22 protein-coding genes are annotated in these 23,082 nt (G+C 68.7%); 7 read left to right on the plus strand and 15 right to left on the minus strand.

The features are described from left to right. Positions 1 to 106: 106 nt before the first annotated feature. The gene (locus tag MST3598_RS17740) at positions 107 to 838 is read right to left on the minus strand and encodes a GntR family transcriptional regulator (RefSeq protein WP_021201456.1); all 732 of its coding nucleotides are present in this window, start codon (positions 836 to 838) and stop codon (positions 107 to 109) included. A 370-nt stretch (positions 839 to 1,208) separates the two neighbouring features. On the opposite strand from MST3598_RS17740, the gene MST3598_RS17745 reads away from it, so the two are divergent. Next, positions 1,209 to 4,895, plus strand: coding sequence for an efflux RND transporter permease subunit (locus MST3598_RS17745; protein WP_029260774.1), 3,687 nt, complete (start codon positions 1,209 to 1,211; stop codon positions 4,893 to 4,895). 141 nt (positions 4,896 to 5,036) lie between these two features. Here the strand turns inward: MST3598_RS17745 and MST3598_RS17750 are convergent, their stop codons facing one another. Next, positions 5,037 to 5,777, minus strand: coding sequence for an alpha/beta fold hydrolase (locus tag MST3598_RS17750; protein WP_029260775.1), 741 nt, complete (start codon positions 5,775 to 5,777; stop codon positions 5,037 to 5,039). A 73-nt stretch (positions 5,778 to 5,850) separates the two neighbouring features. Here MST3598_RS17750 and MST3598_RS17755 point away from each other — a divergent pair, with 73 nt between their 5' ends. Beyond that, the gene (locus tag MST3598_RS17755; protein WP_029260776.1) at positions 5,851 to 6,549 is read left to right on the plus strand and encodes a helix-turn-helix transcriptional regulator; all 699 of its coding nucleotides are present in this window, start codon (positions 5,851 to 5,853) and stop codon (positions 6,547 to 6,549) included. A 71-nt stretch (positions 6,550 to 6,620) separates the two neighbouring features. Here MST3598_RS17755 and rplI read toward each other — a convergent pair whose 3' ends face one another. Genes rplI through rpsF form a run of 4 tightly spaced genes read right to left on the minus strand, consistent with a single transcriptional unit; the run spans position 6,621 to position 8,285 of the window. Beyond that, entirely contained in the window at positions 6,621 to 7,073 is a 453-nt protein-coding gene (gene rplI / locus MST3598_RS17760) for a 50S ribosomal protein L9 (RefSeq protein ID WP_021201452.1), read from the minus strand. A gap of 11 nt (positions 7,074 to 7,084) precedes the next feature. Beyond that, positions 7,085 to 7,339 (minus strand): 30S ribosomal protein S18, encoded by a 255-nt coding sequence (gene rpsR / locus MST3598_RS17765; RefSeq protein WP_017829850.1) that lies wholly within the window; start codon positions 7,337 to 7,339, stop codon positions 7,085 to 7,087. Positions 7,340 to 7,395: 56 nt separating this feature from the next. Continuing rightward, on the minus strand, positions 7,396 to 7,911 hold the full coding sequence (locus MST3598_RS17770) for a single-stranded DNA-binding protein (protein WP_021201451.1): 516 nt from the start codon (positions 7,909 to 7,911) through the stop codon (positions 7,396 to 7,398). A 5-nt stretch (positions 7,912 to 7,916) separates the two neighbouring features. Next, the gene (gene rpsF / locus MST3598_RS17775; protein WP_021201450.1) at positions 7,917 to 8,285 is read right to left on the minus strand and encodes a 30S ribosomal protein S6; all 369 of its coding nucleotides are present in this window, start codon (positions 8,283 to 8,285) and stop codon (positions 7,917 to 7,919) included. A 216-nt stretch (positions 8,286 to 8,501) separates the two neighbouring features. Here rpsF and MST3598_RS17780 point away from each other — a divergent pair, with 216 nt between their 5' ends. Then, positions 8,502 to 9,245 (plus strand): hypothetical protein, encoded by a 744-nt coding sequence (locus MST3598_RS17780; RefSeq protein WP_029260777.1) that lies wholly within the window; start codon positions 8,502 to 8,504, stop codon positions 9,243 to 9,245. A 113-nt stretch (positions 9,246 to 9,358) separates the two neighbouring features. On the opposite strand, the gene MST3598_RS17785 is transcribed toward MST3598_RS17780, so the two are convergent. The 5 genes from MST3598_RS17785 to MST3598_RS17805 are packed head-to-tail and all read right to left on the minus strand — an operon-like array spanning position 9,359 to position 14,585. Next, positions 9,359 to 10,198: an ABC transporter ATP-binding protein gene (locus tag MST3598_RS17785; protein WP_029260778.1), complete on the minus strand. Its 840-nt coding sequence runs from the start codon at positions 10,196 to 10,198 to the stop codon at positions 9,359 to 9,361. Then, the gene (locus MST3598_RS17790) at positions 10,191 to 11,024 is read right to left on the minus strand and encodes an ABC transporter ATP-binding protein (protein WP_021201447.1); all 834 of its coding nucleotides are present in this window, start codon (positions 11,022 to 11,024) and stop codon (positions 10,191 to 10,193) included. Before MST3598_RS17790 ends, MST3598_RS17785 begins: the two co-directional genes overlap by 8 nt. Then, entirely contained in the window at positions 11,021 to 11,932 is a 912-nt protein-coding gene (locus MST3598_RS17795) for an ABC transporter permease (protein ID WP_029260779.1), read from the minus strand. Before MST3598_RS17795 ends, MST3598_RS17790 begins: the two co-directional genes overlap by 4 nt. Beyond that, a complete protein-coding gene (locus MST3598_RS17800; RefSeq protein WP_029260780.1) occupies positions 11,929 to 12,990 on the minus strand; it encodes an ABC transporter permease in 1,062 nt (353 codons plus the stop codon). The genes MST3598_RS17795 and MST3598_RS17800 overlap by 4 nt, the downstream gene beginning before the upstream one ends. An 11-nt stretch (positions 12,991 to 13,001) precedes the next feature. Beyond that, entirely contained in the window at positions 13,002 to 14,585 is a 1,584-nt protein-coding gene (locus MST3598_RS17805; RefSeq protein WP_029260781.1) for an ABC transporter substrate-binding protein, read from the minus strand. A gap of 204 nt (positions 14,586 to 14,789) precedes the next feature. On the opposite strand from MST3598_RS17805, the gene MST3598_RS17810 reads away from it, so the two are divergent. Further along, positions 14,790 to 15,323 carry an Lrp/AsnC family transcriptional regulator gene (locus MST3598_RS17810; RefSeq protein ID WP_021201443.1) on the plus strand — a complete coding sequence of 178 codons (534 nt, stop codon included), beginning with the start codon at positions 14,790 to 14,792 and terminating at the stop codon, positions 15,321 to 15,323. 24 nt (positions 15,324 to 15,347) lie between these two features. On the opposite strand, the gene MST3598_RS17815 is transcribed toward MST3598_RS17810, so the two are convergent. Further along, positions 15,348 to 15,704 (minus strand): hypothetical protein, encoded by a 357-nt coding sequence (locus MST3598_RS17815; RefSeq protein WP_231494504.1) that lies wholly within the window; start codon positions 15,702 to 15,704, stop codon positions 15,348 to 15,350. 128 nt (positions 15,705 to 15,832) lie between these two features. Here MST3598_RS17815 and MST3598_RS17820 point away from each other — a divergent pair, with 128 nt between their 5' ends. After that, positions 15,833 to 18,184 carry an arylsulfatase gene (locus MST3598_RS17820; protein WP_021201441.1) on the plus strand — a complete coding sequence of 784 codons (2,352 nt, stop codon included), beginning with the start codon at positions 15,833 to 15,835 and terminating at the stop codon, positions 18,182 to 18,184. A gap of 75 nt (positions 18,185 to 18,259) precedes the next feature. Here the strand turns inward: MST3598_RS17820 and MST3598_RS17825 are convergent, their stop codons facing one another. The 3 genes from MST3598_RS17825 to MST3598_RS17835 form a co-directional block, all read right to left on the minus strand. Next, a complete protein-coding gene (locus tag MST3598_RS17825; RefSeq protein WP_231494505.1) occupies positions 18,260 to 18,868 on the minus strand; it encodes a GNAT family N-acetyltransferase in 609 nt (202 codons plus the stop codon). Then, positions 18,865 to 19,878 (minus strand): hypothetical protein, encoded by a 1,014-nt coding sequence (locus MST3598_RS17830; RefSeq protein ID WP_029260786.1) that lies wholly within the window; start codon positions 19,876 to 19,878, stop codon positions 18,865 to 18,867. Before MST3598_RS17830 ends, MST3598_RS17825 begins: the two co-directional genes overlap by 4 nt. 85 nt (positions 19,879 to 19,963) lie before the next feature. Further along, positions 19,964 to 20,641 (minus strand): Pr6Pr family membrane protein, encoded by a 678-nt coding sequence (locus MST3598_RS17835; protein ID WP_036271974.1) that lies wholly within the window; start codon positions 20,639 to 20,641, stop codon positions 19,964 to 19,966. An 80-nt stretch (positions 20,642 to 20,721) separates the two neighbouring features. Here MST3598_RS17835 and MST3598_RS17840 point away from each other — a divergent pair, with 80 nt between their 5' ends. Next, positions 20,722 to 21,690: a hypothetical protein gene (locus tag MST3598_RS17840; protein WP_029260788.1), complete on the plus strand. Its 969-nt coding sequence runs from the start codon at positions 20,722 to 20,724 to the stop codon at positions 21,688 to 21,690. After that, positions 21,687 to 22,787: a hypothetical protein gene (locus tag MST3598_RS17845; protein WP_029260789.1), complete on the plus strand. Its 1,101-nt coding sequence runs from the start codon at positions 21,687 to 21,689 to the stop codon at positions 22,785 to 22,787. Before MST3598_RS17840 ends, MST3598_RS17845 begins: the two co-directional genes overlap by 4 nt. Positions 22,788 to 23,082 lie beyond the last annotated feature (295 nt).

The following is a 23,082-nucleotide window of genomic DNA, read 5'->3' on the forward strand; positions in this document are numbered from 1 at the left end:
CACGGTCACCTAGGTCACACACCTGCATGACTGCTGCCCGGATGGATGAACGGACTGGTGTGCCGAGTCATGCATCCGTGTAGGAGCCATGCATTCGCCCCAGGCGTCAGGCTCCGTCGCCCGCAGCCTCGGTCGCCGCCGCGTCGAGCAGTGCGATGACCCCGTCGCGCACGTGGTTCAGGTGCGACTCGAGCACGCGCAGAGCCTCGTCCACATCTCCAGCTGCCACGACGTCGATCAGCTCACCGTGGGAGTGGTCATGTGCGCCGGGAGAGACCAGACGCCAGCCGAGCACGTAGCGTCCGAGCTTGAGCCGCAGCTGCTCGATCATCTCCCACATCACCGGCCGGGCCTCGGCGTCGTAGAGCGTCGCGTAGAACTCGGTGCGGGCCTCGACGAACTCGCCGCCCTCCGAGATGTCGTCCGCCGTCTTCGCGAGCTCCCGCAGCCGGCTGACCCGCTCCGGGGTGATCTCCTCCATCGCCAGGCGCAGTGCGTCCTTCTCGAGCAGCGTGCGCAGGTGGTAGACCTCGGTCGCCTCCTGCACCGAGAGTGCCCGCACCATCGCGCCGCGGCGGGCATGGAAGACCACGAGGCCGTCGGCCTCCAACTGGATCAGGGCGGAGCGGATCGGCAGTCGCGAGATGCCGATGGACTCCGCCAGGGTCTCCTGCCGCAGCTTCATCCCCGGAGGCAGGGTGCCGTCGAGGATCGCATCGCGGATGATGTCGTAGGCCATCGCTCCGACGGACCGGTATCCGGCTCCATGTCGCTGCGCGAGCTTCTGCAGAGCCTCGGCCCGTTCCTTGGGCGACGCGGCGTTCCCTGATTGCACCATGGGAGCGAGAGTATCGGATCATCCCGGCCAACTCTGCATTCTGGATCCAAAATCACCTCGCGTCGCGGGACCACTGCCGCGCCTCGGCGTGCGCACGCCGGGGCGCCCGGGACGCATGTCGGGCCGGGCACGCCGAGTCCACCCGCGGGGGACGAGGATCACCCCGCGGGAGGATGCCCCGGCACCCTCGACCCGGCAGGCTCGAACTGTCGATCGTGTCGCCGAAGCTCAGTCGCCTCTCGTCGCGCTGAGCCGGAGCCACAGGATCCGGCTCAAGTGACGAGGGTCGGGTGACCACAGGCGGCTTCCGCGTCGCGCGCGTGCTTCTCGGCCTGCCGCAGCGACCCAGCCGAAAGCACCTCATCGCTCCATGTCGTTCCTCACACGCAGCAGTCTCAAGAACCGCCTGATCCTCTCTCTCGCGACGCTCGCCGTCGTCGTCCTCGGCCTGATATCGATGGGTTCCCTCAAGCAGGAGCTGATGCCCTCGCTGCAGGCTCCGATGGCGTTCATCTCCGCACAGTCGCAGGGCCTGGCACCCGAGGAGATGGCGAGCAGCGTGACCGAGCCGCTCGAACAGGCGGTGCGAGCGGTTCCCGGCGTGACGAGCGTGACCTCGACGACATCGAGCGGCAACGCGCAGGTGCTCGTCGAGTGGACCTTCGGCGAAGACGACGAGGAGACGCTGCGCACCATCCGCAGCGCGGCCGAGTCGCTGAAGCCGAGCTTCCCCTCGGACACGGAGGTCAGCGTCGCGTCCGGCGGTGCGGGCGACCTGCCGGCCATGGCACTGAGCGCCGGCACCAGCGGCGACCAGGAGGCGTTCGGCGATGCGCTCCAGCAGACCGTCGTCCCGGCGCTGAAGGGCGTGCCGGGTGTGCGCGACGTCACACTCGCCGGCCAGGAGACGCAGCGCATCACGATCGACCTCCGCCCTGCCGACGTCACCCGCCTGAAGGTCGAGCCCTCGACGCTCGGACCGATCCTCGAAGCGCATGGCGCCGCCCTCCCGGCTGGACAGGCGGATTCCACCGAAGGCCCCCTCTCGATCACGGTGGGGTCGCGTCTCGCGACGCCGGAAGACATCCAGGCGCTCCCGGTGCCCACGAGCGAGGGGGCCGTCACGGTCGCGGAGTTCGCCGACGTCACGGTCGAGACCGTGCCGGCGGAGACCATCTCGCGCGTCAACGGCAAGCCGTCGCTCACGCTGCAGGTGATGCCGGCACAGGGTGCCAACGTCGTCGACATCTCCCACGGCGTGAACGCCGAGCTCGACCGGCTCGCGCCGATCCTCGACGCCGAGTTCGTCACGATCTTCGACCAGGCCCCCTACATCGAGCAGTCGATCCACGACCTCTCCGTCGAGGGCGGGCTCGGTCTGCTCTTCGCGGTGCTCGTGATCCTCGCGTTCCTGCGCTCGTGGCGCTCGACGGTCATCGCGGCCGTGTCGATCCCGCTGTCGCTGCTGATCACCCTGGTGGGCCTGTGGTGGAGCGGCAACACCCTCAACATCCTCACCCTCGGCGCCCTCACCATCGCCATCGGACGTGTCGTCGACGACTCCATCGTGGTGATCGAGAACATCTCCAGACGCCGTGGTGACGGCCCGCTCACGATCGACGGCATCGTCGCCTCTGTGCGTCAGGTCGCCGGGGCCATCACCGCCTCGACACTCACCACGGTGGCGGTCTTCCTGCCGATCGCATTCGTCTCGGGCATCGCCGGCCAGCTGTTCCGACCGTTCGCGGTGACCGTCTCGATCGCGCTTCTCGCCTCGCTCGTCGTCTCGCTCACGATCGTGCCGGTGCTCGCATCCTGGTTCCTCAACAAGGCTCCGAAGCAGCGCGCCGCCGACGCAGACACGGCTCAGCCCGCGGCCGAGGGCATGACGACCGACGCGGCTCCTGCCGCCGCAGCCACCGCGGTGGCGGCAGAGGTCGCGGCTCCTGCCGCGGCGGCCGTCTCGCCGTCGCCGTCTGCCGAGAGCGACGTCCCGTCCGAGCTCGACGAGATCCACACCGCCCCCGACCGGCTGCAGCGCACGTTCATGCCGGCGTTGAACGCGACCCGTCGTCACCCCGTGATCACCCTCGTCGCCTCCGCGCTGCTGCTCGTCGCCACGCTGGGGATGACGCCGTTCATCCAGACCGACTTCCTCGGTTCCTCCGGCCAGGCCACCCTGCAGGTCGTCCAGACGCCCCCGAAGGAAGCCACCGCCGACCTGGTCGCCGCGGCCGAGCCGGTGGAGAAGACTCTCGGGAAGGTTCCGGGCATCGCCGACATCACCACCTCGATCCCGGTCCCCACTCCCGGCACCCCGGCGTCGATCACGTACGACCTCCGTCTGAAGGACGGCTCCGACGTCGCCGAGGTCGAATCGGAGGTGCAGAAGGCGCTCGACGGGCTTCCCGACAGCGGTGAGATCGACCTCGCGTCGCAGGACGCCTCGCTGGCAGGTGCCGGTGACGGCATCGACCTGCAGATCCAGGGCAACGATCCGGCAGCATTGCGCGCGGCGAGTGACCTGCTCGAGAAGCAGCTCGCCGACGCCGACGGCGTGCGCTCCGTGAAGAGCGAGCTCGCAGGCGAGCAGCCGGTGCTGCGGGTGAAGGTCGACGAACCGTTGGCCGCGCGCCTCGGCTTCGACCGCGCCACGATCGCGAAGGCCGTGCAGGAGGCACTCTCCGGCACCACGGTCGGCACGCTCATGTACGAGGGCCGTGAGCGCGACATCGTCGTGCGCACCCCTGGTGCGGCGCGCACCGCCGACAAGATCGGTGAGATCATGCTCCCGGTCACGCCCCAGCAGACCGCCGAGGCGCAGAAGGCGGCAGCGGATGCGCTCCAGGCCAAGGCGGAGGCGAAGGCCGCAGAGGCGAAGACCAAGGCCGAGAACGAACTGAACTCGCAGATCAACACCGCCACGAAGCAGCGCGCCGAGCTCGCCGGCCAGATCGGGGCCCTGAACAGGCAGCTCGCCGAGCTTTCGGCGGCACCGATCGTGCCCGAAGACCCGCTGAGCCCGGATGAGGAGGCCGTGCTCAAAGCGCAGGCCGAACGCGCCGAGCAGCTCGCGGCGCTGCAGGGTGCGATCGAGGGGGCCCAGTCCGGCGTCGCGGCGGCGGACGAGCAGATCAAGGCCCTGCGCCAGAGCCGCAGCGACGCCGCGGCCCAGCAGGCCGAGGCCGATGCCGCCGAGGCCGAGCAGAAGGCGGCCGCCGAGGTCACCGGCACGGCGATCCCGCTCGCCGCGATCGCGACCGTCGAGGAAGAGCTCACGGCGCCCACCATCACGCGCGCCGAGGGCGAGCGTCAGGTCACGCTGACCGTGACCCCGGAGAAGGGCGGGCTCGCGGCTGCCGGTCGGGCGATCGACAAGGCGATCGCCGACACCGATCTGCCGGCGGGAGTCACCTTCCTGCAGGGCGGCGCGTCCGCACAACAGGATGAGGCCTTCAGCCAGCTCGGACTGGCGATGCTGGCCGCCATCGTTCTCGTGCTGCTGGTGATGGTGGCGACCTTCCGCAACTTCCGCGGACCCCTCGTGCTGCTCATCTCGATCCCGTTCGCAGCGACCGGCGCGATCCTCGGCCTGCTCCTCACCGGAACCCCGATGGGTCTTCCCGCCCTGATCGGACTCCTGATGCTCATCGGCATCGTGGTGACGAACGCCATCGTGCTCATGGATCTCGTGAACCGCCTTCGTGGTGCGGGAGCGAGTCTCGACGAGGCGGTGGAGCATGGAACCCGCCTGCGCCTGCGACCGATCCTGATGACGGCGGCCGCGACCGTGTTCGCGCTCGTCCCGATGTCTCTCGGGCTGACCGGCGGCGGAGTGTTCATCTCGAAGCCGCTGGCGATCGTCGTGATCGGCGGCCTGGTGTCGTCGACGCTGCTGACTCTGGTTCTGGTCCCGGTTCTCTACACGCTCGTGGAGCGCAGTCGGGAACGCCGGATCGCCAAGCGCGCCGAGCGACGAGCCCGGCGCGAGGAGCGTCGTGCCGCTTCGGCCGAGACGTCGACGGACATCTTCGAGGTCACGTCCGAGAAGCCGTAGCCCCGAGGCACGGCGACGTGCGGCACATGTCGGGAGAATCGGGCGGATCCCCTGCGGACCCACCCGATTCTCCCGACTTCCGCGCTTTCTCCAGGCATCCGTGCCGGGGTACGGGATCGGGGCGCTGTCTCAGGGGTGGGTTCAGCGGCCGCGCGACGCGGCCGCCTGGATCAGCTTGGCGAGGTCACCGGGACGGCTCCACATCGGCCAGTGCCCCGTGGGCAGGTCGACGACGTCGAGGTGGTCGAGCATCGCGACCTCGGCGAACATGGGATGACCGGCGCGCGCGAGTTCGAGCAGCTGTGCACTCGGGATGGAGCAGCAGATCAGGGTGGTCGAGATCGTGCGTCGCTCGTCGGTCGTGAGCTCGACGGGCTGACGCAGCACGGGCCCGGGCTCGGGAACGGCCCGCTCGCGGAAGCGCTCGAGCACCTCTGCACTCAGGCCTTCGAGGCTCGCCTGCTGTCCCAGCACCTCGAAGGGCGGAAGCGGAAGCTCCTCCACGTCGTCCAGAAGGTCGGGCGCGAACACGCTCCCGGCGGCCACCGGGCCGGAGTCGACCCACACCACGCGTGCGATCAGGGCGGGGTGTCGGTCGAGCACGAGGCTCACGGGGGCGTTCGCCCCGCTGTGCGCGACAATGATCGCGGGCTGTTGCTCCGAGACGCCGAGCCGGCCGACCTCGTCGAGAATCGCGTCGGCCTGGTCATCGAGCGTCTTCGCCGCCCGCGCGGGGTCGGTCGCGTCGAGACCCGGCAGCGTCATCGCGACGGCGCGAGACCTGTCGGCGCCGAGGCTTTCGAGGACCTCGTCCCACGCCCAGGCACCCAGCCAATGGCCCGCGATGAGAAGGATGGTCGGAGTGCTCATCGTGTGTGTCATACCCCCATGCTGCTCCGCACTGTGGACAGGTGTGTGTCACTATTCATGTCATGAATTCCTCACGGATCGAACGATGAAGCGCGCAGAGCGTCTGCATGCCCTCTCCGAGATGCTGCGCCGCAGCGGGTCGCGGGGGACGTCGGCCGAACGCCTGGCCCGCGAGTTCGAGGTGTCCGTGCGCACGGTCAAGCGCGACCTGGCGGCCCTCGAGCGCGGTGGAGCACCGCTGTGGTCACGCCCCGGTCCGGGTGGCGGCTATGGACTGGCGGTGGGGGCATCGCTGCCGCCCGTCTCCCTCTCCCCTGCGCAGGCCGTGGCACTGCTGGCGGCCGTGGCTGCCTCACCCGATGCGCCCTATGCGGATCTGGCCGCGGCCGGCGTGCGGAAGATCCTCGACGTGCTCGATCCCCGCACCCGTGCGCGAGCCGACGAACTCGCCCACCGCGTCTGGGTCGACGCGTCACCCACCCCCTCACGTGCGATCAGATCGGCACTGGAGGAGGGCATGGCGGAGCAGCGGGTGGTACGCATCCGTTACACCGCAGGAGACGGGAGCACCACCACCCGTGATGTCGAACCCGTGCTGTTCGCCTCCACGAACGGCCAGTGGTATCTGGTCGGATGGTGCCGACTGCGCGACGCCATGCGGTGGTTCACCGTGTCGCGTGTCGAGAGGGCCAGCGTGACCGCGACGGCGTGCAGCGGCCACACCGTCGATGAGGTCGGCGAACCCCCGGCGAACGCCCGACCGGTGCACGGTCGGAGCGGGTGAGGCGGCGCCGATCACCCTCGGAATGCAGAACGCCCCCTGTCCCGAAGGACAGGGGGCGTTCTCGACGTGCCTTACTTGGCGGCGACGACCTGCAGCGTGATCACTGCGGTGACGTCGTCGTGCAGACGCACGGTCGCCTCGTGCTCACCGGTCACCTTGATGGGCGACGGGATGTGCACCTTGCGCTTGTCGATCGAGCCCAGGCCGGCGGCTGCGACAGCATCCGCGACGTGGTCGGTCTTGACGGAGCCGAAGAGACGACCCTCCTTGCCGGCCTTGACCGTGAGGCGCACCTTCGTGCCCTCGAGAGCGTTCTTCAGTGCGACAGCGTCGTCACGATCGTGGATCGCGCGTGCCTGACGCGCGGCCTGGATCGATGCGACCTGCTTTTCGCCACCGCGGGTCCACGCCGTAGCGAAGCCCTGCGGGATGAGGAAGTTGCGGGCGTACCCGTTCTTGACCTCGACCACGTCACCGGCGCTACCGAGCCCGGCGACCTCGTTCGTGAGAATCAGCTTTGCCATCTCGATACCCCTTACCGGCCGGCGCCAGCGTAGGGCAGGAGCGCCATTTCGCGCGCGTTCTTGATCGCCGTGGCGATCAGACGCTGCTCCTGCACCGAGACACCGGTGATACGACGGGCACGGATCTTGCCGCGCTCCGAGACGAACTTGCGAAGGGTGGCGACATCCTTGTAATCGATGACACCGACCCGGATGGACTTCGCGGGAGCGGTGGGCTTGCCACCCTTCCGCGGCTTGCGGCGGTCGCCGCTCGACTTTCCAGCCATAGTTTTTCCTTAGTGATGAGCGGATGCCGGCCGTGCAGGCCGGATCCAGAAGTTGTTCAGAACGGGGTGTCGTCGCCGAAGCTGCCGGGAGTGCTCCAGGCATCCGCGCTGGTCGACGAACCGGGCGTGGACCACGGCTCCTCCGACACCTGCTGCTGCGCGGGACGGGACTGTCCACCGCCACCGGCACCGCCGGCACCGCCGGTCGAGGCCGCACGGGTGACCTGCGCGGTCGCGTACCGGAGCGAGGGGCCGATCTCGTCGACCTCCAGCTCGATCGCGGTGCGCTGGTTGCCCTCGCGGTCCTGGTAGGAGCGCTGACGCAGACGGCCCTGCGCGATGACGCGCATGCCCTTCGTCAACGAACCCGCCACGTGCTCGGCGAACTCGCGCCAGACGGATGCACGGAGGAACAGCGCATCGCCGTCCTTCCACTCATTCGCGGCACGGTCGAAGTTCCGAGGCGTCGATGCGATGGTGAAGTTCGCCACCGGCAGCCCGTTCTGCGTGTAGCGCAGCTCGGGGTCGGCCGTGAGGTTTCCCACCACGGTGATGACGGTTTCGCCGGCCATGAGACTTAGGCCTTCGCAGCCTTGGCGGCCTTGCGGGCAGCCTTCTCTTCGGAGCGCTTGGCCTCGGAGGCGATCATCGCCTGAGCCTCTTCAGCGCGGAGCACCTTGGTGCGCATGATCTGCTCGTTCAGCTTCAGCTGACGGTCGAGCTCCTGCGTGGCGGCGCTGGTCGCGGTGAAGTTGACGACGGCGTAGATGCCCTCGGTCTTCTTCTGGATCTCGTATGCGAGACGGCGCTTTCCCCAGATGTCGACGTTCTCGATAGAGCCACCATCGTTGGTGATGACCTTCAGGAACTTGTCGAGCGTCGGGGCGACCTGGCGCTCGTCGATCTCGGGGGTCAGAATGACCATGAGTTCGTACTGGTGCGTCACTTACCCACCTCCTTCGGACTAGAACGGCTCTCGGGACTTTCCCGGGAGCAGGAGGGTGTGTGCACGTGCCCGCCTCTGGAATCCCGAATGGACGCCGCAAGGCAGACAACCTCGACAGTCTAGCGGAATCACGCGTCCGCCGCGAATGATGCCCGACACCACGACTGCGGCTCGCGAGAACCTCTGCGACGTTTGGCATGCTGGGACGAGTGCCCGATGACGGTCATCGGGCATCTCGACCTGAGGGGGGACGCGATGCGCGTCAACAAATGGGGGGTCGGCGTCATTCTCGCCGCCGCCGTGCTGCTCACGGGATGTTCAGGGGGCGGATCGGACACGACAGCCGAGAAGAAGCCCGACTCCGGGGCATCGCAGGAGGCGGAAGCGCCGAAGACGGACTGCCCCGAGCTGAAGGAGGGCGCGACCGTCGACGGCTCCACGCTGGCGGAGTGCGTGACGGCGGCGATGACCGACACCGCCGGATTCTCGGCGACGATGACGACTCTGGGCATGGAGTCGACCACCCGCTACAACCCGGCCGACAAGGCCGTCGAGACCAGCACCAGCTTCGGCTCGGTCATCGTGATCGGCGACGACGCCTGGGTGAAATCCACCACCGGCGAGTGGCAGGTCGCCGACGAGAACTCCACCGACCAGGAGATCAGCACGCTCAGCACCGCCGCGAAGGCCGTCGACGCCTCCGACCCGATGGGCGTGGCCGACACGCTCTCCGGCGAATACACGGTCACCGGCACGGGCTCGCGCCTGGGCCAGGACGTGTACCTGCTCAGCGGCACGACCGAGTCGCAGGGATCGACCGTCACGATGCTCTTCGAGGTCACGAGCGACTACGTGGTGCTCGCGGCCAACGCCTCCACTGAGGTCGAGGGCCAGAAGATCGAGAGCGTTCAGGAAGTCACCGAGTGGGACGTGAAGCAGGACATCGTCGCACCGCTCTGACGCCGGTGACCCGTGCGGGCCGGGGCTGCAGCCTCGGCCCGCACGGTCCTCTCACGGCCGGCGGGCGCTCGGAGCACACGCGCGAGCGGAGCACGAGTGAGCGCGGAGAGTTCTCAGTACATGACGGGCGGGATCTCCGCCCACACCGTGCGGTCGTCGACCGACGGTGCGGCGGGGATGCGGCCCGCGCCGTCGGGCTCGGGGATCGCCGCGAGCAGCGCCTGCGTATAGGGATGCCGCGGTGCGGTCCAGAGCTGATCGGTCGGACCCGACTCGAGCACGCGTCCGCCGAACATCACGAACGTGCGGTCGGCGATGCGGCGGACCACGGCGAGGTCGTGCGAGATGAACAGCATGCCCGCTCCCGACTCCGCCACCAGGTCGCGCATCAGGCCGGCGACGCTCGTCTGCGTGGACGCATCGAGCGCTGAGATCGGCTCATCCGCCACCAGGAGCGAGGGACGAGCGGCCAAGGCCCTGGCGATCGCGATGCGCTGTTTCTGCCCGCCCGAGAACTGATGCGGGAAGCGTGTGCTCACGGTGGTCGGCAGACCGACGCGCTCCAGCCACTCGTCCACGGTCGATCCTTCGGCGCCACGGGCGCGGGCGGTGGCGATGCCGTCGGCGATCTGGTCGCCGACCCGGCGCCGCGGATTCAGCGAGGTCGCCGGATCCTGGAACACCATCTGGATGCCGGTGAGGGCGATCGAGCGACGGCGGATGCCGAGCGGCGACACCGGAGCATCGCGGAACAGCACGGTCCCTGCGGCGGTCTTCTCGATGCCGACGACGGCACGGGCGAGACTGGACTTGCCGCTGCCGGACTCGCCCACCAGGGCCACGGTCTCCCCGGCGGCGACGCTGATCGACACGCCGTTCACGGCGATCACCGGCGGGTTGCCCGGGTAGCGCACGACCACGTCCTGCGCATCGAGGACGGAGACCTCACTCATCTGCGGCCTGCCCTTCCGGTGCCTCGTCGATGCGCGACCCCGGCAGGGCCGCGAGCAGCATGCGCGTGTACTCGTGCTGGGGATCGCGGAACAGCGTCTCGCGATCGGCGAGCTCCACGATCCGGCCGTCCTTCATGACGGCGACCCGGTCGGCGATCGCGCTCATCACGCCCAGGTCGTGCGTCACGAGCAGCACGGCCAGGTTGCGTTCGACCGCCAGGTCGCGCAGCAGCTTCAGGATGCCGGCCTGCACCGTGACGTCGAGAGCCGTGGTGGGCTCGTCCGCCAGCAGCACCTCGGGGTCGCAGGCCAGGGCGCATGCGATCGCGATGCGCTGACGCTGGCCGCCGGAGAACTGGTGCGGATAGCGCTTCAGTGCCTCGGCGGGGTTCGGCACCTGCACGGTCTCGAGCAGCTCGACCGCCCGCGCCCGTGCGGCGGCGCCCTTGAGTCCGAGGTGCACGCGCATGTGGTCGGTGAGCTGGCGTCCGACCGGCAGCTGCGGGTGCAGAGAGGCCGACGGATCCTGGAAGACCATGGCGATCCGCTTGCCGCGCACCCGGTTGAGGGCGCGACGGCGCAGTCCCACCAGCTCTTCGCCGCCGAGCAGGATCGACCCGCCGGTCCGCGCCTGCCGCGGGAGCAGCCCCAGCACGGCGAGCGAGGTGAGCGTCTTGCCCGAGCCCGATTCCCCGGCGAGGCCGTGGATGCGACCGGCCTCGAGTTCGAGCGAGACACCCTTCACGAGCGGGCGTCCGATGTCGATCGTCAGGTCGCGGATGCTGAGCGTCGATGTCTGCTGCACGGCAGCGCTCTGCGCGCTCATGCGGCCACCCCCGTCGCGGAAGCCTTGTGATCGGCTGCCTTCTCGTGCGTGATCTCGGCCGTGGGGTCGAGCACGTCGCGCATCGCGTCTCCGAGGAAGTTGAACGCCAGCACCACGGTCAGGATCGCGAGCCCGGGGAAGACCCCGAGCCACCAGGCGTCGAAGTTCTGCATCGCGCCCGAGATCATCGAACCCCACTCCGCGGTCGGCGGCTGCGCGCCGAGACCGAGGAAGGAGAGGCCGGAGAGGAGCAGGATCGCCGCACCGATGTCGAGCGTCGCGAGCACCAGGACGGGGCCGGCGATGTTCGGGAGGATGTCGACGAACAGCGTGCGTGCCGGCGAGTGCCCGAGCAGGCGGCCCGCGATCACGTAGTTCTGACCCCGGAGCCCCAGCACGATGCTGCGCGTGACGCGGGAGTACTGCGGCCACGACACCACGATGGCGGCGATCACCGCGTTGAACAGCGACGGTCCGAGCGAGGCGGCGACCACCATGGCGAGGATCACGGTCGGGAAGGCCATGAACAGGTCGGTGATGCGCATCAGCGTCTCGTCGACCCAGCCACCGAAGTATCCGGCGAGCGCACCGATGAGCGTGCCGATGATCATGGCGGCGATCACGAGCATGAGTGCCAGCGGGAGACTCACGGTGGCTCCGGTCATCAGACGCGAGAAGATGTCGCGTCCGTTGCCGTCGGTGCCCAGGAACGTGTCGATGCCCGGCGGCTGCAGACGCGGCAGCACCTGCGCGTTCGGCGGATACGGGACCCACCACTGCGCCGTGAAGGCCACGATGATCCACGCTCCGGCGATGACGGTGCCGATGACGCCCAGCGGCGTGCGCCAGGCACGGGGCCAGCGGAATCGGAAGCGCCCGGCGGGGGACGCGGCGGCGATGCGGCTCATGCGATCCTCACTCTCGGGTCGAGCACGCCGTAGAGGATGTCGACGATGAAGTTGATGAGGAGGTAGATGATGCCGACCACGAGGCCGACGCCCATGATGCCGGGCAGGTCGAGGTTGGCGGCCGAGTTGTAGGCGTAGGTGCCGAGGCCCGGCCAGGCGAACACCGACTCGACGAGCACCGTGCCCGACAGCAGTGCCCCGAACGCCACGCCCACCACCGTGAGGATCGGCAACGAGGCGCCACGCAGCACGTAGTCGAGGATCACGCGCATGGCCGGGAGGCCCTTGGCGCGTGCGGCGCGCACATAGTCGCTGCCGAGCACCTCGAGCACCGAGGTGCGGATGAAGCGGGTCAGCAGGCCGATGGTCACGAGCGAGAGCACCATGACGGGAAGAGCCAGGTGCGCGAGGGCGTCGAAGAAGCCGACGGCGTCTCCGTTCAGGAGATAGTCGACCGTGTAGAGCCCGGTCACGCGCGGCGGCGGGGTGATCGACGGCGAGATGCGACCGGAGCCCGGTGCGATGCGCAGCTCGAGGAAGAAGACGTAGAAGCTCACGAGCGCCAGCCAGAAGGTCGGCACGCTGAGGCCCACCAGCGTCACGACCCGGATGACCTGGTCGGTGACGAGTCCACGGCGGTAGGCGGCGAGCGTGCCGAGCACGATGCTGACCGCCAGGCTGACGATGATCGCCCCGATCGCGATCTCGATGGTCGCCGGCACCGCGGTGGCGAGGTCGCTGGTGACCGGGCGTCCGGTCACCAGCGACGTGCCGAGGTCCCCGCGCAGCAGGTTCCCCATATAGATGAAGTACTGCACGAACAGCGGCTGGTCGAGACCATGCTCCTTGATGAACGCATCACGTGTCGCGGGGTTCTGCGACGCACCCTCACCGAGCGCGGCCGAGACCGGGTCTCCCGGCACCAGGTTGGTGAGCGCGAACGTGACGATCGTCACGCCCACCAACAGGAGCAGGGAGGTGCCGGCCCGCCGCAGCAGGTATCCGATCAGAGGCGACCGGCGCCGTTGCGCCTGCCTCTGCACCGCCACTGTCGTCATGGGATGTCCGTTCAGCCGGCCGGCGTGATCTCGGCGATGTCCATCTCCCAGACGGAGTTGTACACCGCGCCCTTCACGCTGTCCGCGGAGGAGATGTTGCGACCGGGCACGATCAGCGGGACAAACGGGCCCTCGGCCTGCATCGCCTCGGCGAAGTCGGTGAAGGCGGCGGTGCGCTGGTCGGGGTCGGTCGCGGCGGCAGCACCGGCCGCGATACCGGCGATCTCCGGGTTGGCCTCGGCGGCCCAGCCGGCGCGGAGGCCGACCTTCAGGCCCGGGGCGAAAGGCAGGAAGTTCGCGGAGTCCGCGTAGTCCGGACCCCAGAACCACAGACCGAAGCCCTCGGTGCCGTTGACGTAGGCGTCGAGCTCGGTCGCGAAGGGCGCGGGGGCGAGGTCGACCGTGATGCCGGCGTCTTCGAGCTGTGCCTGCACGCGCTCGGCGAGCGGGGTGAACTCCACGCCGCCGACCGGGTAGTCGTTCGGGAACTGCAGCTTCAGGGTCTGGCCCGTGTAGCCGGCCTCTGCGAGCGCGGCCTTCGCCTTGTCGAGGTCCTGCTCCACGCCGCTGTCGAGAGCACCCTCGAATCCGGGAGGGATGACGCCGGTCGCCTGCACGGAGCCGGCGCCGGCCAGCTCCAGCAGCGCGTCGTAGTCGAGCGCGTAGCGGATCGCCTCGGCGATCTTCACGTTCGCCAGGTCACCGGCGACGGCCGAGGACTGGTTCAGCAGCAGGAAGATCGTCTGGCCGGACGGAACGGAGTCGACCGTGATGTCGTCGCCGAGGCCGGCGACCTGGTCGCCGTTCAGGTCCATCGCGACCATCGAGTCGCCGCCCTTGAGGTTGGCGAGCTGGGTGGCGCTCTCCGAGACGTTGCGGACGACCACGCGCTTGTAGTCGGAGGCCTCGTCACCGTTGTACTCGTCGTTCTTGGTCAGCACGACCTGCGAGCTGAGGTCGAGGGTGTCGAGCACGAAGGGACCGGAGCCGGCGGATGCGCCGTCGAGGAACTTCTGTGCCGAGTCGGTGCCGTCGATCGCACCGCCGTTCTCGATCACGACGTCGGAGTTGACGATGCCGAGTGCCGGGTTCGCGAGGATCGCGGGCAGCTGCAGCAGCGGGGTCTCGGACGTGAACTGGATCGTCTTGTCGTCGACCTCGGTGATCGTGAGGCCGCCGAGGAGGAAGTTCGGCTTGGCGTCTTCCATGCCCTGGATGCGCTGCAGCGAGAACACGACGTCCTTCGCCTCGATCGGCGATCCGTCGGAGAAGACGCGGTCGCCCTCGAGCGTGAAGGTGAACTCGGTCGCCTCGTCGTTCTGCTCCCAGGATGCCAGGCCCGGCACCGGGGTCGAGACGTCGGAGCCCTCGAAGTCGACGAGGGTCTCGTACAGGGCCTTCGCGATCATGTTGCCGGTCGGGTCGTAGGTGTGACCCGGGTCGGTGGTCTCGATCGAGAACGCGGTGTCGATGACGAGGGAGTCGGAGCCGGACTGTCCGCCGCCCGTCGCCGAGTTCCCTCCCGAGCAACCTGCGAGCGCGAGGAGCGCGACGGCTCCGAGCGCGATGACCGGCGTGATACGGCGTGACGACATGAGGGCCTCCAGAGGCGAGGAGTACATTCGGGTGAGTCGCCACCGATGTGGACGACCGTGGATCAGATTCGCATCATATGCGACGATGTGTCCAGCAAGAGCGGGTCACCTCGACACGCTCTGTCCAGAACCTCGGATGTGAGGAACAATATGTCCAGCAAGAATGCGGAAGATCCGAAGCATTCTGGACGAAGTGCTGCCCCTTTGGACGAGACGGCGTACAGAATCCTCGAAGTCCTGCGTGATAACGGTCGTGTCTCGATCGCGGCACTCGCCGACAAGGTCGGGATCTCCCGCGCGAATGCGTACACGCGGGTCGAGTCGCTCGTGCACGACGGGGTCATCACGGGCTTCAGCGCCCGCGTCGATCAGGCGAAGGCGGGGCTCTCCATCGGCGCGCTCGTGTTCGTCACGGTGATGCCGCAGGCCTGGGCGTCTTTCCGCGAACGCGTGCTGGAGATGCCCGACGTCGAGTGGTGCGCCATCACCACCGGCGAGCACGACGCCATGCTGCTCATCCGCGCCGTCGACGTCAGCGGCGTGCACGAGTTCTCCACCGGCGTGATCGCCCAGCTGCCCGAGGTGCGCACGGTCGTGAGCGTCGTCGTGCTCGACGAGGTGATCCGCCGCCCCTACCTGCTGCCGGCGGACCTGCCGAAGCGCGACACCGAGATCCCGCTCGGGATGACGCGGTGGACGCCCGCCTCTCCCGGTCGCGACGCCCTCCCGCCGCGCTGAGGCGCCGTCACTCAGGCACAGGCCTCAGGCGGAGATCTCCTCGCACACGCTGAGCTGCGGGAGTCCGTGCATCTCGTAGTGCTCCACGAGACGGATGCCACCGTCGTCGGTCAGCTCCAGCTCGCTCTCACCATCGCCGGTGACGACCGTGCCGTCGGCCTTGAGCACGTGCACGAACGACACCCAGATCGTGTCACCCGTGCGGGTGCCGACGAACTTGCCGAAGGTGACCGTGTCGCCCTCGTACCCGCCCCAGATGGCGCCGTCACGTTCGAAGTACTCGAAGATGCTCGGGGCTTCCGGGTCGACCGCAGAGGTCGTGGACGACACCATCCGGAATCGGCGGCCGTCGAGGGAGGGAAGGGTTGCAGTCGCAGTCACACCCTTGATTATGCCCGCCGAAACTCACCCGCAAAGTCACCCGTCGCGGGTGGTGACACCCTGGACCCGCCTGCTTAGGCTGAGCGCGAAGCGGGCTGCTCTGCTCGCCGAGAGCCGTAGGAGTCAGTATGTCCGAACCCCAGCGTTCCAGTCTTCCGATCCCCGATCTGGCCTACACGGGCACGGTCACCTACGACGCGACCGACCCGGACACGTCCTTCCCGCCGATCACGCCCGTGCGCCCGCCGAAAGATGCCCCGAACGTCCTCGTGGTACTCATCGACGACGTCGGCTTCGGCGCGTCCAGTGCCTTCGGCGGTCCGATCCACACCCCGAACTTCGAGCGTGTGGCCGCCGCAGGGCTCAAGTACACCCGCTTCCACACCACGGCCCTGTGCTCGCCGACCCGTGCCGCTCTGCTCAGCGGACGCAATCACCACACCGTCGGCATGGGCGGCATCACCGAGATCGCGACATCGGCCCCCGGCTACAACTCCCTGCGCCCCAACAGCTGCGCGCCGCTGGCCGAGACCCTCAAGCTCAACGGCTACAACACCGCCCAGTTCGGCAAGTGCCACGAGGTGCCGGTGTGGCAGGCGAGCGCGATCGGACCGTTCGACGGCTGGCCCACCCCGGGCAACGGCTTCGAGTACTTCTACGGCTTCATCGGCGGCGAGACCAACCAGTGGTATCCGGCGATCTACGAGAACACCACGCCCGTCGAGCCGTGGGGCACACCCGAGCAGGGCTATCACTTCATGGGCGACATGACCGACAAGGCGATCGGCTGGACGCGCGAGCAGAAGATGCTGGCCCCCGATGTGCCGTCGTTCACCTACTTCGCCCCGGGCGCGACGCACGCCCCGCACCATGTGCCCGCCGAGTGGGCCGACAAGTACAAGGGGCAGTTCGATCAGGGATGGGACGAGATCCGCAAGGAGACCTTCGCCCGTCAGCTCGAGCTCGGTGTCATCCCGGCCGACGCCGTGCTCACCGACCGCAGCCCCGGCATCCCCGCATGGGACGAGATGAGCGACCTGATCAAGCCCGCCCTGGCCCGACAGATGGAGGTGTACGCCGGCTTCCTCGCCTACGCCGACCATCACGTCGGTCGCCTGCTCGACGCCTATGAAGAGCTCGGCATCCTCGACGACACCCTCGTCTACGTGATCATCGGCGACAACGGCGCGAGCGCCGAGGGGTCGATGCACGGCACGACCAACGAGGGCTTCACGATCAACCACATGAACGATGTCGAGACCGAGCAGTATGTGGCCGACCACATCGACGACATCGGCACCCCGAGTTCGTACAACCACTACGCGGTGGGCTGGGCCCACGCCATGGACACCCCGTATCAGTGGACCAAGCAGGTCGCCAGCCACTGGGGCGGCACCCGCAACGGCACGATCGTCAGCTGGCCGAACGGAGGCGTGGAGAAGGGCGGCATCCGCAACCAGTTCTCGCACGTGATCGATGTCGCCCCGACGGTGCTCGAAGCCGCGGGCATCCCCGAACCGACGAGCGTGAACGGTGTGACGCAGCGCCCCTACGAGGGGACGCCGATGAACTACACATTCGCGGACGCGGAGGCCGAGGAGCGCCACATCACGCAGTACTTCGAGATGGTCGGCAACCGCGCGATCTATCACAAGGGGTGGACGGCGGTCGCGAAGCACAAGGATCCGTGGCTCGGATCGGACCACGGACTCGACGACGACCGATGGGAGCTCTACAACGTCGACGAGGACTGGACCCAGTCCCACGACCTCGCCGACCAGGAACCGGAGCGGCTCGCCCACCTGCAGCAGCTCTTCCTCATCCAGGCAGCGCGCTTCAACGTGCTTCCCCTCGACATCCGCACTGCCGAGCGGTTCAACCCCGACCTCGCCGGTCGGCCGGTGCTCTCGATGAGCGACACCCAGAAGTTCTACCCGGGCATGAAGCGCCTCAGCGAGAACACCACCATCAACATCAAGAACAAGTCGTGGACCGTGACCGCCCGCGTCGCGGTGCCCGAATCCGGAGTCGACGGCGTGCTCATCGCGCAGGGCGGCGCCTACGGCGGATGGTCTTTCTACACGAAGGACGGCCGCCTCGCGTTCGCCTACAACCTGCTCGGCATCGATGTCGACATCATCCGCTCCGACGATCCGATCCCTGCCGGCGAGCAGGAGCTGCGGGCGCACTTCGCCTATGACGGCGGCGGACTCGCCAAGGGCGGCACCGTCACCCTCTACGCGGGCGACGACAAGATCGGCGAAGGGCGCGTGCACAAGACGATCCCGTTCCAGTTCACTTTCGACGAGACCGTGGATGTCGGCTGCGACCTGGCCTCGCCGGTCTCGCCCGACTACCCGGCAGCAGGCAACGGCTTCACCGGCACGCTCGAGTGGGTGCGCATCGATCTCGGAGACGACGACCACTCCCATCTGATCGACGACTCGCACAAGCTCGCCGTCGCGATGCTCAAGCAGTAGCGGGAGGGCTTCGGGGCGGCGTGCGATCAGTGATCGCACGCCGCCCCGGTCATCTCCGCCCGCTATCTCCGTCCGCTACCTCCGCCCACGGCGTTCGCGCCATTCGTCGCCGAGGAGGGCGTAGACGAGCAGGGTCGTCCACTCGTCCTTGAACCACTCGCTCTCCACGAACCGCGCTTCGCGTCGGAAGCCGAGCCTTTCGGCGACGCGTGCGGATGACGTGTTCCGCTCATCGAGCCGCGCGACGATGCGATGCAGGCCCAGGCCGTCGAAACCGAGGGCGAGGAGCGCATCGACCGCCTCGGTCGCGTAGCCCCGGCCTGTGGCCCGCGGGTCGAAGATGTATCCGACTTCGCCGGATCGGTCGTTCTCGCTGCGCCAGAACAGCACCACGTCGCCGACCAGGGCTCCGGACGCACGCTCCTCGACGGCGAGGGAGACAGCGTCGCCCTCCTTCGTGAACCGCGTGTTCGACCAGGTGGTGGCGATGCGCTGTTCGACGTCGGCCAGCTCCAGCGGTGGATACGGCACGTATCGCACGGCATCCGGATCCGACTTGTACACGTGCATCGCGACGGCATCGGCGGGGGCGATCGGGCGCAGGAGCAGCCGCTCCGTGCGGATCGGGTACTCGGGGGCGAACCTCGCCGGCACCGGCACCGGCCCCTGCTCCGGCGCCGTCACTCGAGATCCAGGGAGAGCAGGCCGGGCAGATGCGCCGTCCTGGCACGTACCGCCAGGAGGAGATCGCCGTAGTCCGGCGTGATGCCCACGCGCGAGGAAGCGAGCAGGTGCGTCGTGGCCTTGCCGCCGGCACGCTCGAGGCGGAGGCGCTTGACCGGGTACGCGGGCGGAGTCAGCCAGATGCGGGTGAGCTGCGCGTAGGGGGTGTCGACGCCGTCGATGCGGATGCCCTGACCATCGACGGAGACGTGGGCGGGAATCGACCGCACCAGGCGTCGTCGCTGCACCGCCCCGATCCCGAACCCGATGGCGGCGAGTGCCGCGAACGGGGCGAGCAGGATGAGGGCCGAGAGCTCGCTCTCGACGAAACCGGGCACCGCCACGAGCAGCCCGACAGCGATCGCGACGACGAGGAACACGACTGCGGCGATGGTGATCCGCGTCGCCAGGCGCCGCTCGCCCCCGCCGTCGATCGCGAACTGCGTCGGCAGCTGGGCCCCGGCGCGCGCGGCGGCGACGGGATCGTCGAACACCGGCTGCGCGATCGGATTGAGCGTCGCCATCAGCTCGTTGAACATCGGCCTCGAATAGCCGGGGAGCTCGATCGTGATCTCCCGGTCGCCGCTGTGAACGATCAACGCACGCGTGGTGCCGCTGGGGAGTCCGTTCGTGCGGTGCTCGGTGATCTTCGCGCGGAAGGCGGTCGTCGCCCGCGCGAACGTCTCACGACTGCCCGCCTTGCCGATCTCGACCTCATGGGGGCGCACCACGATCCGGATGTTGCGGAACCAGAAGAAGCCGGCGAACACGGCGATGGTCAGCGCGATCGCGACCACGAGAACCACGACGCCGCGGGTCGAGATCTTCATGGTGGCGGGCAGGAACCTCGGGAGAAGGAAGAGCGTCGCCGCAGAGAGCACCACCGAGAGCGTGATCGCCCCGACGGCCGAGCGGAGCGGGTGCCTGCGGAAGACCCTCTCGCCGGACACCGCTTCGGCCTGATTCAGCATTCGGACTCTCCCCCACCACCATCGGCTCGCGTGACGCGGTTCCTACCGTAGTGCCCGGCCCGGGACAGCACAGCACCGGGTCGGATCAGGTGCGGTCGATGCGACGACCGGCGCTCCACACGCCGCGGAATCGGCTGGCGGACCAGACCAGGACTCCGGCGAGCAGAACGGCGGCGAGCAGGACGACGATGTGGAGCAGCAGCGACAGCGGGCCCCGCTCCGGGAGCAGGAAGCCGTACGGAACCCACCCGTCCGTCACGCCACGCAGAAGCACGACGATCAGCCACATCACGGGGTACGGCAACAGCAACCACAGCAGGCGCCACGGCAGGCGCGGGCGATCGCCGACCAGCAGCCAGTCGAGCACGACCACCACGGGGAAGACGACGTGCAGGACGACGCTCACCCAGGGCGGCGCCGAGCCGGTGCCCGGGACGAGCACGTTGTAGATCACGCCGACGACGATCAGGTACGCGGTCACGAGGCCGCGCAGCAGGGTGAGCCAGGACGGAGCCCGTCGGCCGCTCACACCGAGGAATCCGGTGCCGATCAGGACGCCCGCCGCGATCAGACTGGTCTGATTCGTGAAGTACCCGAAGTAGTCGAACGGATTCACGTCTCCGACGGCGATGCGCAGGGCATAGGCGTATACGAGGATTCCGACGACCGCGATGCCGATCAGAATGCGGGAGAGCTCCCACGCGGGAGCGGGCCGCAGCGCGACGGAGGATCGCGGCGCGACGGTCCTTCTCCCGGTCTCCACGCCGTCAGCCTAGAGCCGCTCTCTGCACGCCCGGTGTCCGCCGACACTGCGCGCCGCGATGTGCCGGGTAGCGTGGGGGCATGGAGTGGATGTCCGATCCCTCGGCGGGAGCGTGGCTGCGCGAGCGGCTCGACGCAGACTACGAGACCATGCACGGGGTGGTGCCCCGTGGTTTCCCTGCGTACGCACGCATCTTCCATCCGGCGATCGCCCGGTCGCTGCCCGGCCGGACGATCCCGACGGCTGACGAGCTGGTGCGCATGCCAGAGCCCGAGCAGCGCGCGCTCATGGCCGAGTTCGTCGACGAGCCCGTCTCCTGGGCGCAGACCGCCGCGGCATTCGGCACGGTCCTGCATCCGCTCGCGCAATGGCAGCGGATCGTGCGCACCCCGCCCGACGGCGACTGGCGCACGCGGATCGCCCCGGACGGTCGCGAGTTCACCGCCCCGATGGAGGGTGAGCTCGATCCGAACCTTCTGGCGACCATCGCCGCTCACCTCGTGGACCACACTCAGACCCCGGATGCGGGCTTCGCCGCGCTCTGGGAGGGGCGAGGGGGGCTGCTGGGCTTCTTCGGTGTCACGCCTTCCCGCTCCTTCCTGACCTTCACCGACGATCCGAACCATCAGGCGATGCTCGAGCGCAGCGCGCACGACCCGTTCAACAACGTCTTCCGTCGGCCCACCTGGCAAGAGGGCATCCTCTCGCGGGAGATCTCGGAGGGGCCTCGGCTCGATCTGCCGGGGCGCGACCACGTGCTGTTCTCCGCTCCGCCGCGCGCATTCGCCGACCCGGAGTGGGTGCTGCACGTGCCGTGGCGCGATCTCCCCGCCGAGGAGCACGGATTCCCGCCATCGGCCCAGAGCCCGAGCATCCACTGGCCCGAGGATCGTGCCTGGGTGATGGTGAGCGAGGTCGACTACGACTCGACGATCGTGGCCGGCTCGTCTGCCCTGATCGAGGCGCTCTGCGCGGACGAGCAGCTGGAGGCGCTCCCTCTTCCGGAGGGGGCCGCCCTCACGTGGGACGCCGATGCGGTGAACCGGTGACCTCCCCGCAGCCGCCCTTCGACGCGCGCCCGCTCACCGATGCGGTGGATCCCGCTGCGGTGCGCGCCTTCGCCGCGGAACTCCGTTCGCGACCGACGGGCGGCGTGACGGCGTCCACGGTCATCGGCATCGTCGCGGCAGCGATCTTCGCGGTCGTGATGCTCCCGCTCCTCGTCGGCGTCACCCTGAGTCTGGCGTCCTTCGGCGACTCGCCCGCCGCCGCGGCGATCCCCCTCGTGCTGATCGTGCTCCTCCTCGCAGCGGTGGGAGTGATGATCTGGTTGGGGGTGCGCAACGCGCAGGCCCGGCGATATCGACTGCACAGCTTCGCCCAGGCGAACGGAATGACCTACGAGCCGAAGGTCGCCGACCCACCCCTGCCCGGGATGATCTTCCATCTCGGCCGCGCACGGCAGTCCACCGATCTGATCCGCGGCACCCGCCCGCGCTTCGTCGAGTTCGGCAACTACCAGTACACGGTGCAGTCGGGAAAGAACTCCACGACCTACCGGTGGGGATACGTGGCCGTGAAGCTCGACGTGCCGCTGCCGAACATCGTGCTCGACGCCACGGGCAACAACGGCTTCGGCTCGAACCTGCCGGCATCGTTCCAGCGAAGCCAGCGCCTGTCCCTCGAGGGCGACTTCGATCGGCACTTCACGCTCTACTGCCCTGAGGGGTACGAACGCGATGCCCTCTATCTCTTCACGCCAGACATCATGGCGAGGTTCATCGACAACGCCGCCGAGCTCGACGTGGAGATCGTCGACGACTGGCTGTTCCTCTACACGCAACGGAAGGTCTCGACCCTCGATCCCGCCACCTGGGCCTGGCTCTTCGGCACCGTCGGAGCCCTGCTGACGAAGTTCGATCAATGGACGCGGTGGCGCGATGAGCGGCTCGTGGCCGAGACCGGATCGCTCGCCTCGGCTCCGGCGCCGACTCCCTCATTGCCGTTCGCTCCCCCGGCCGGGCTGCTCACCCCGCCTCCCGGCGTCGCGCCGCAGGGCCGACGGCTCAAGCGCGGCGGCACCTGGGTGCCGGTCGTCATCGTGATCGCGGTCATCGGCTTCTGGATCGTCAGCCGACTGTACTGAACCCATTCCACGGAGCCGACCGAACGGAGGCCGACGGAACCGAGCCGACGGAACAGAGGCCGACGGAACCGAGCCGACGGAACGAGCCGGGCTGAGCCGACGGGCGGAGAGAGGCGGAGGGCCGAGTGTGGGGGTGGGTGCCGGCTGGGGACCGAGCTCCCACCCCATCCCCCCTCGGGATCGAAAAGAGATCCACTCTCCCTCCGCATGACGGCTGAGCCGCCCCGCCCACGGTCAGCTGGGGACTGACGCTGCTGGGCGTATGGTCAAATGGTATACCGGGCGAGGTTGCAAC

The organism is Microbacterium sp. TPU 3598, from assembly GCF_002356155.1.
Classification (GTDB): Bacteria; Actinomycetota; Actinomycetes; order Actinomycetales; family Microbacteriaceae; genus Microbacterium; species Microbacterium maritypicum_A.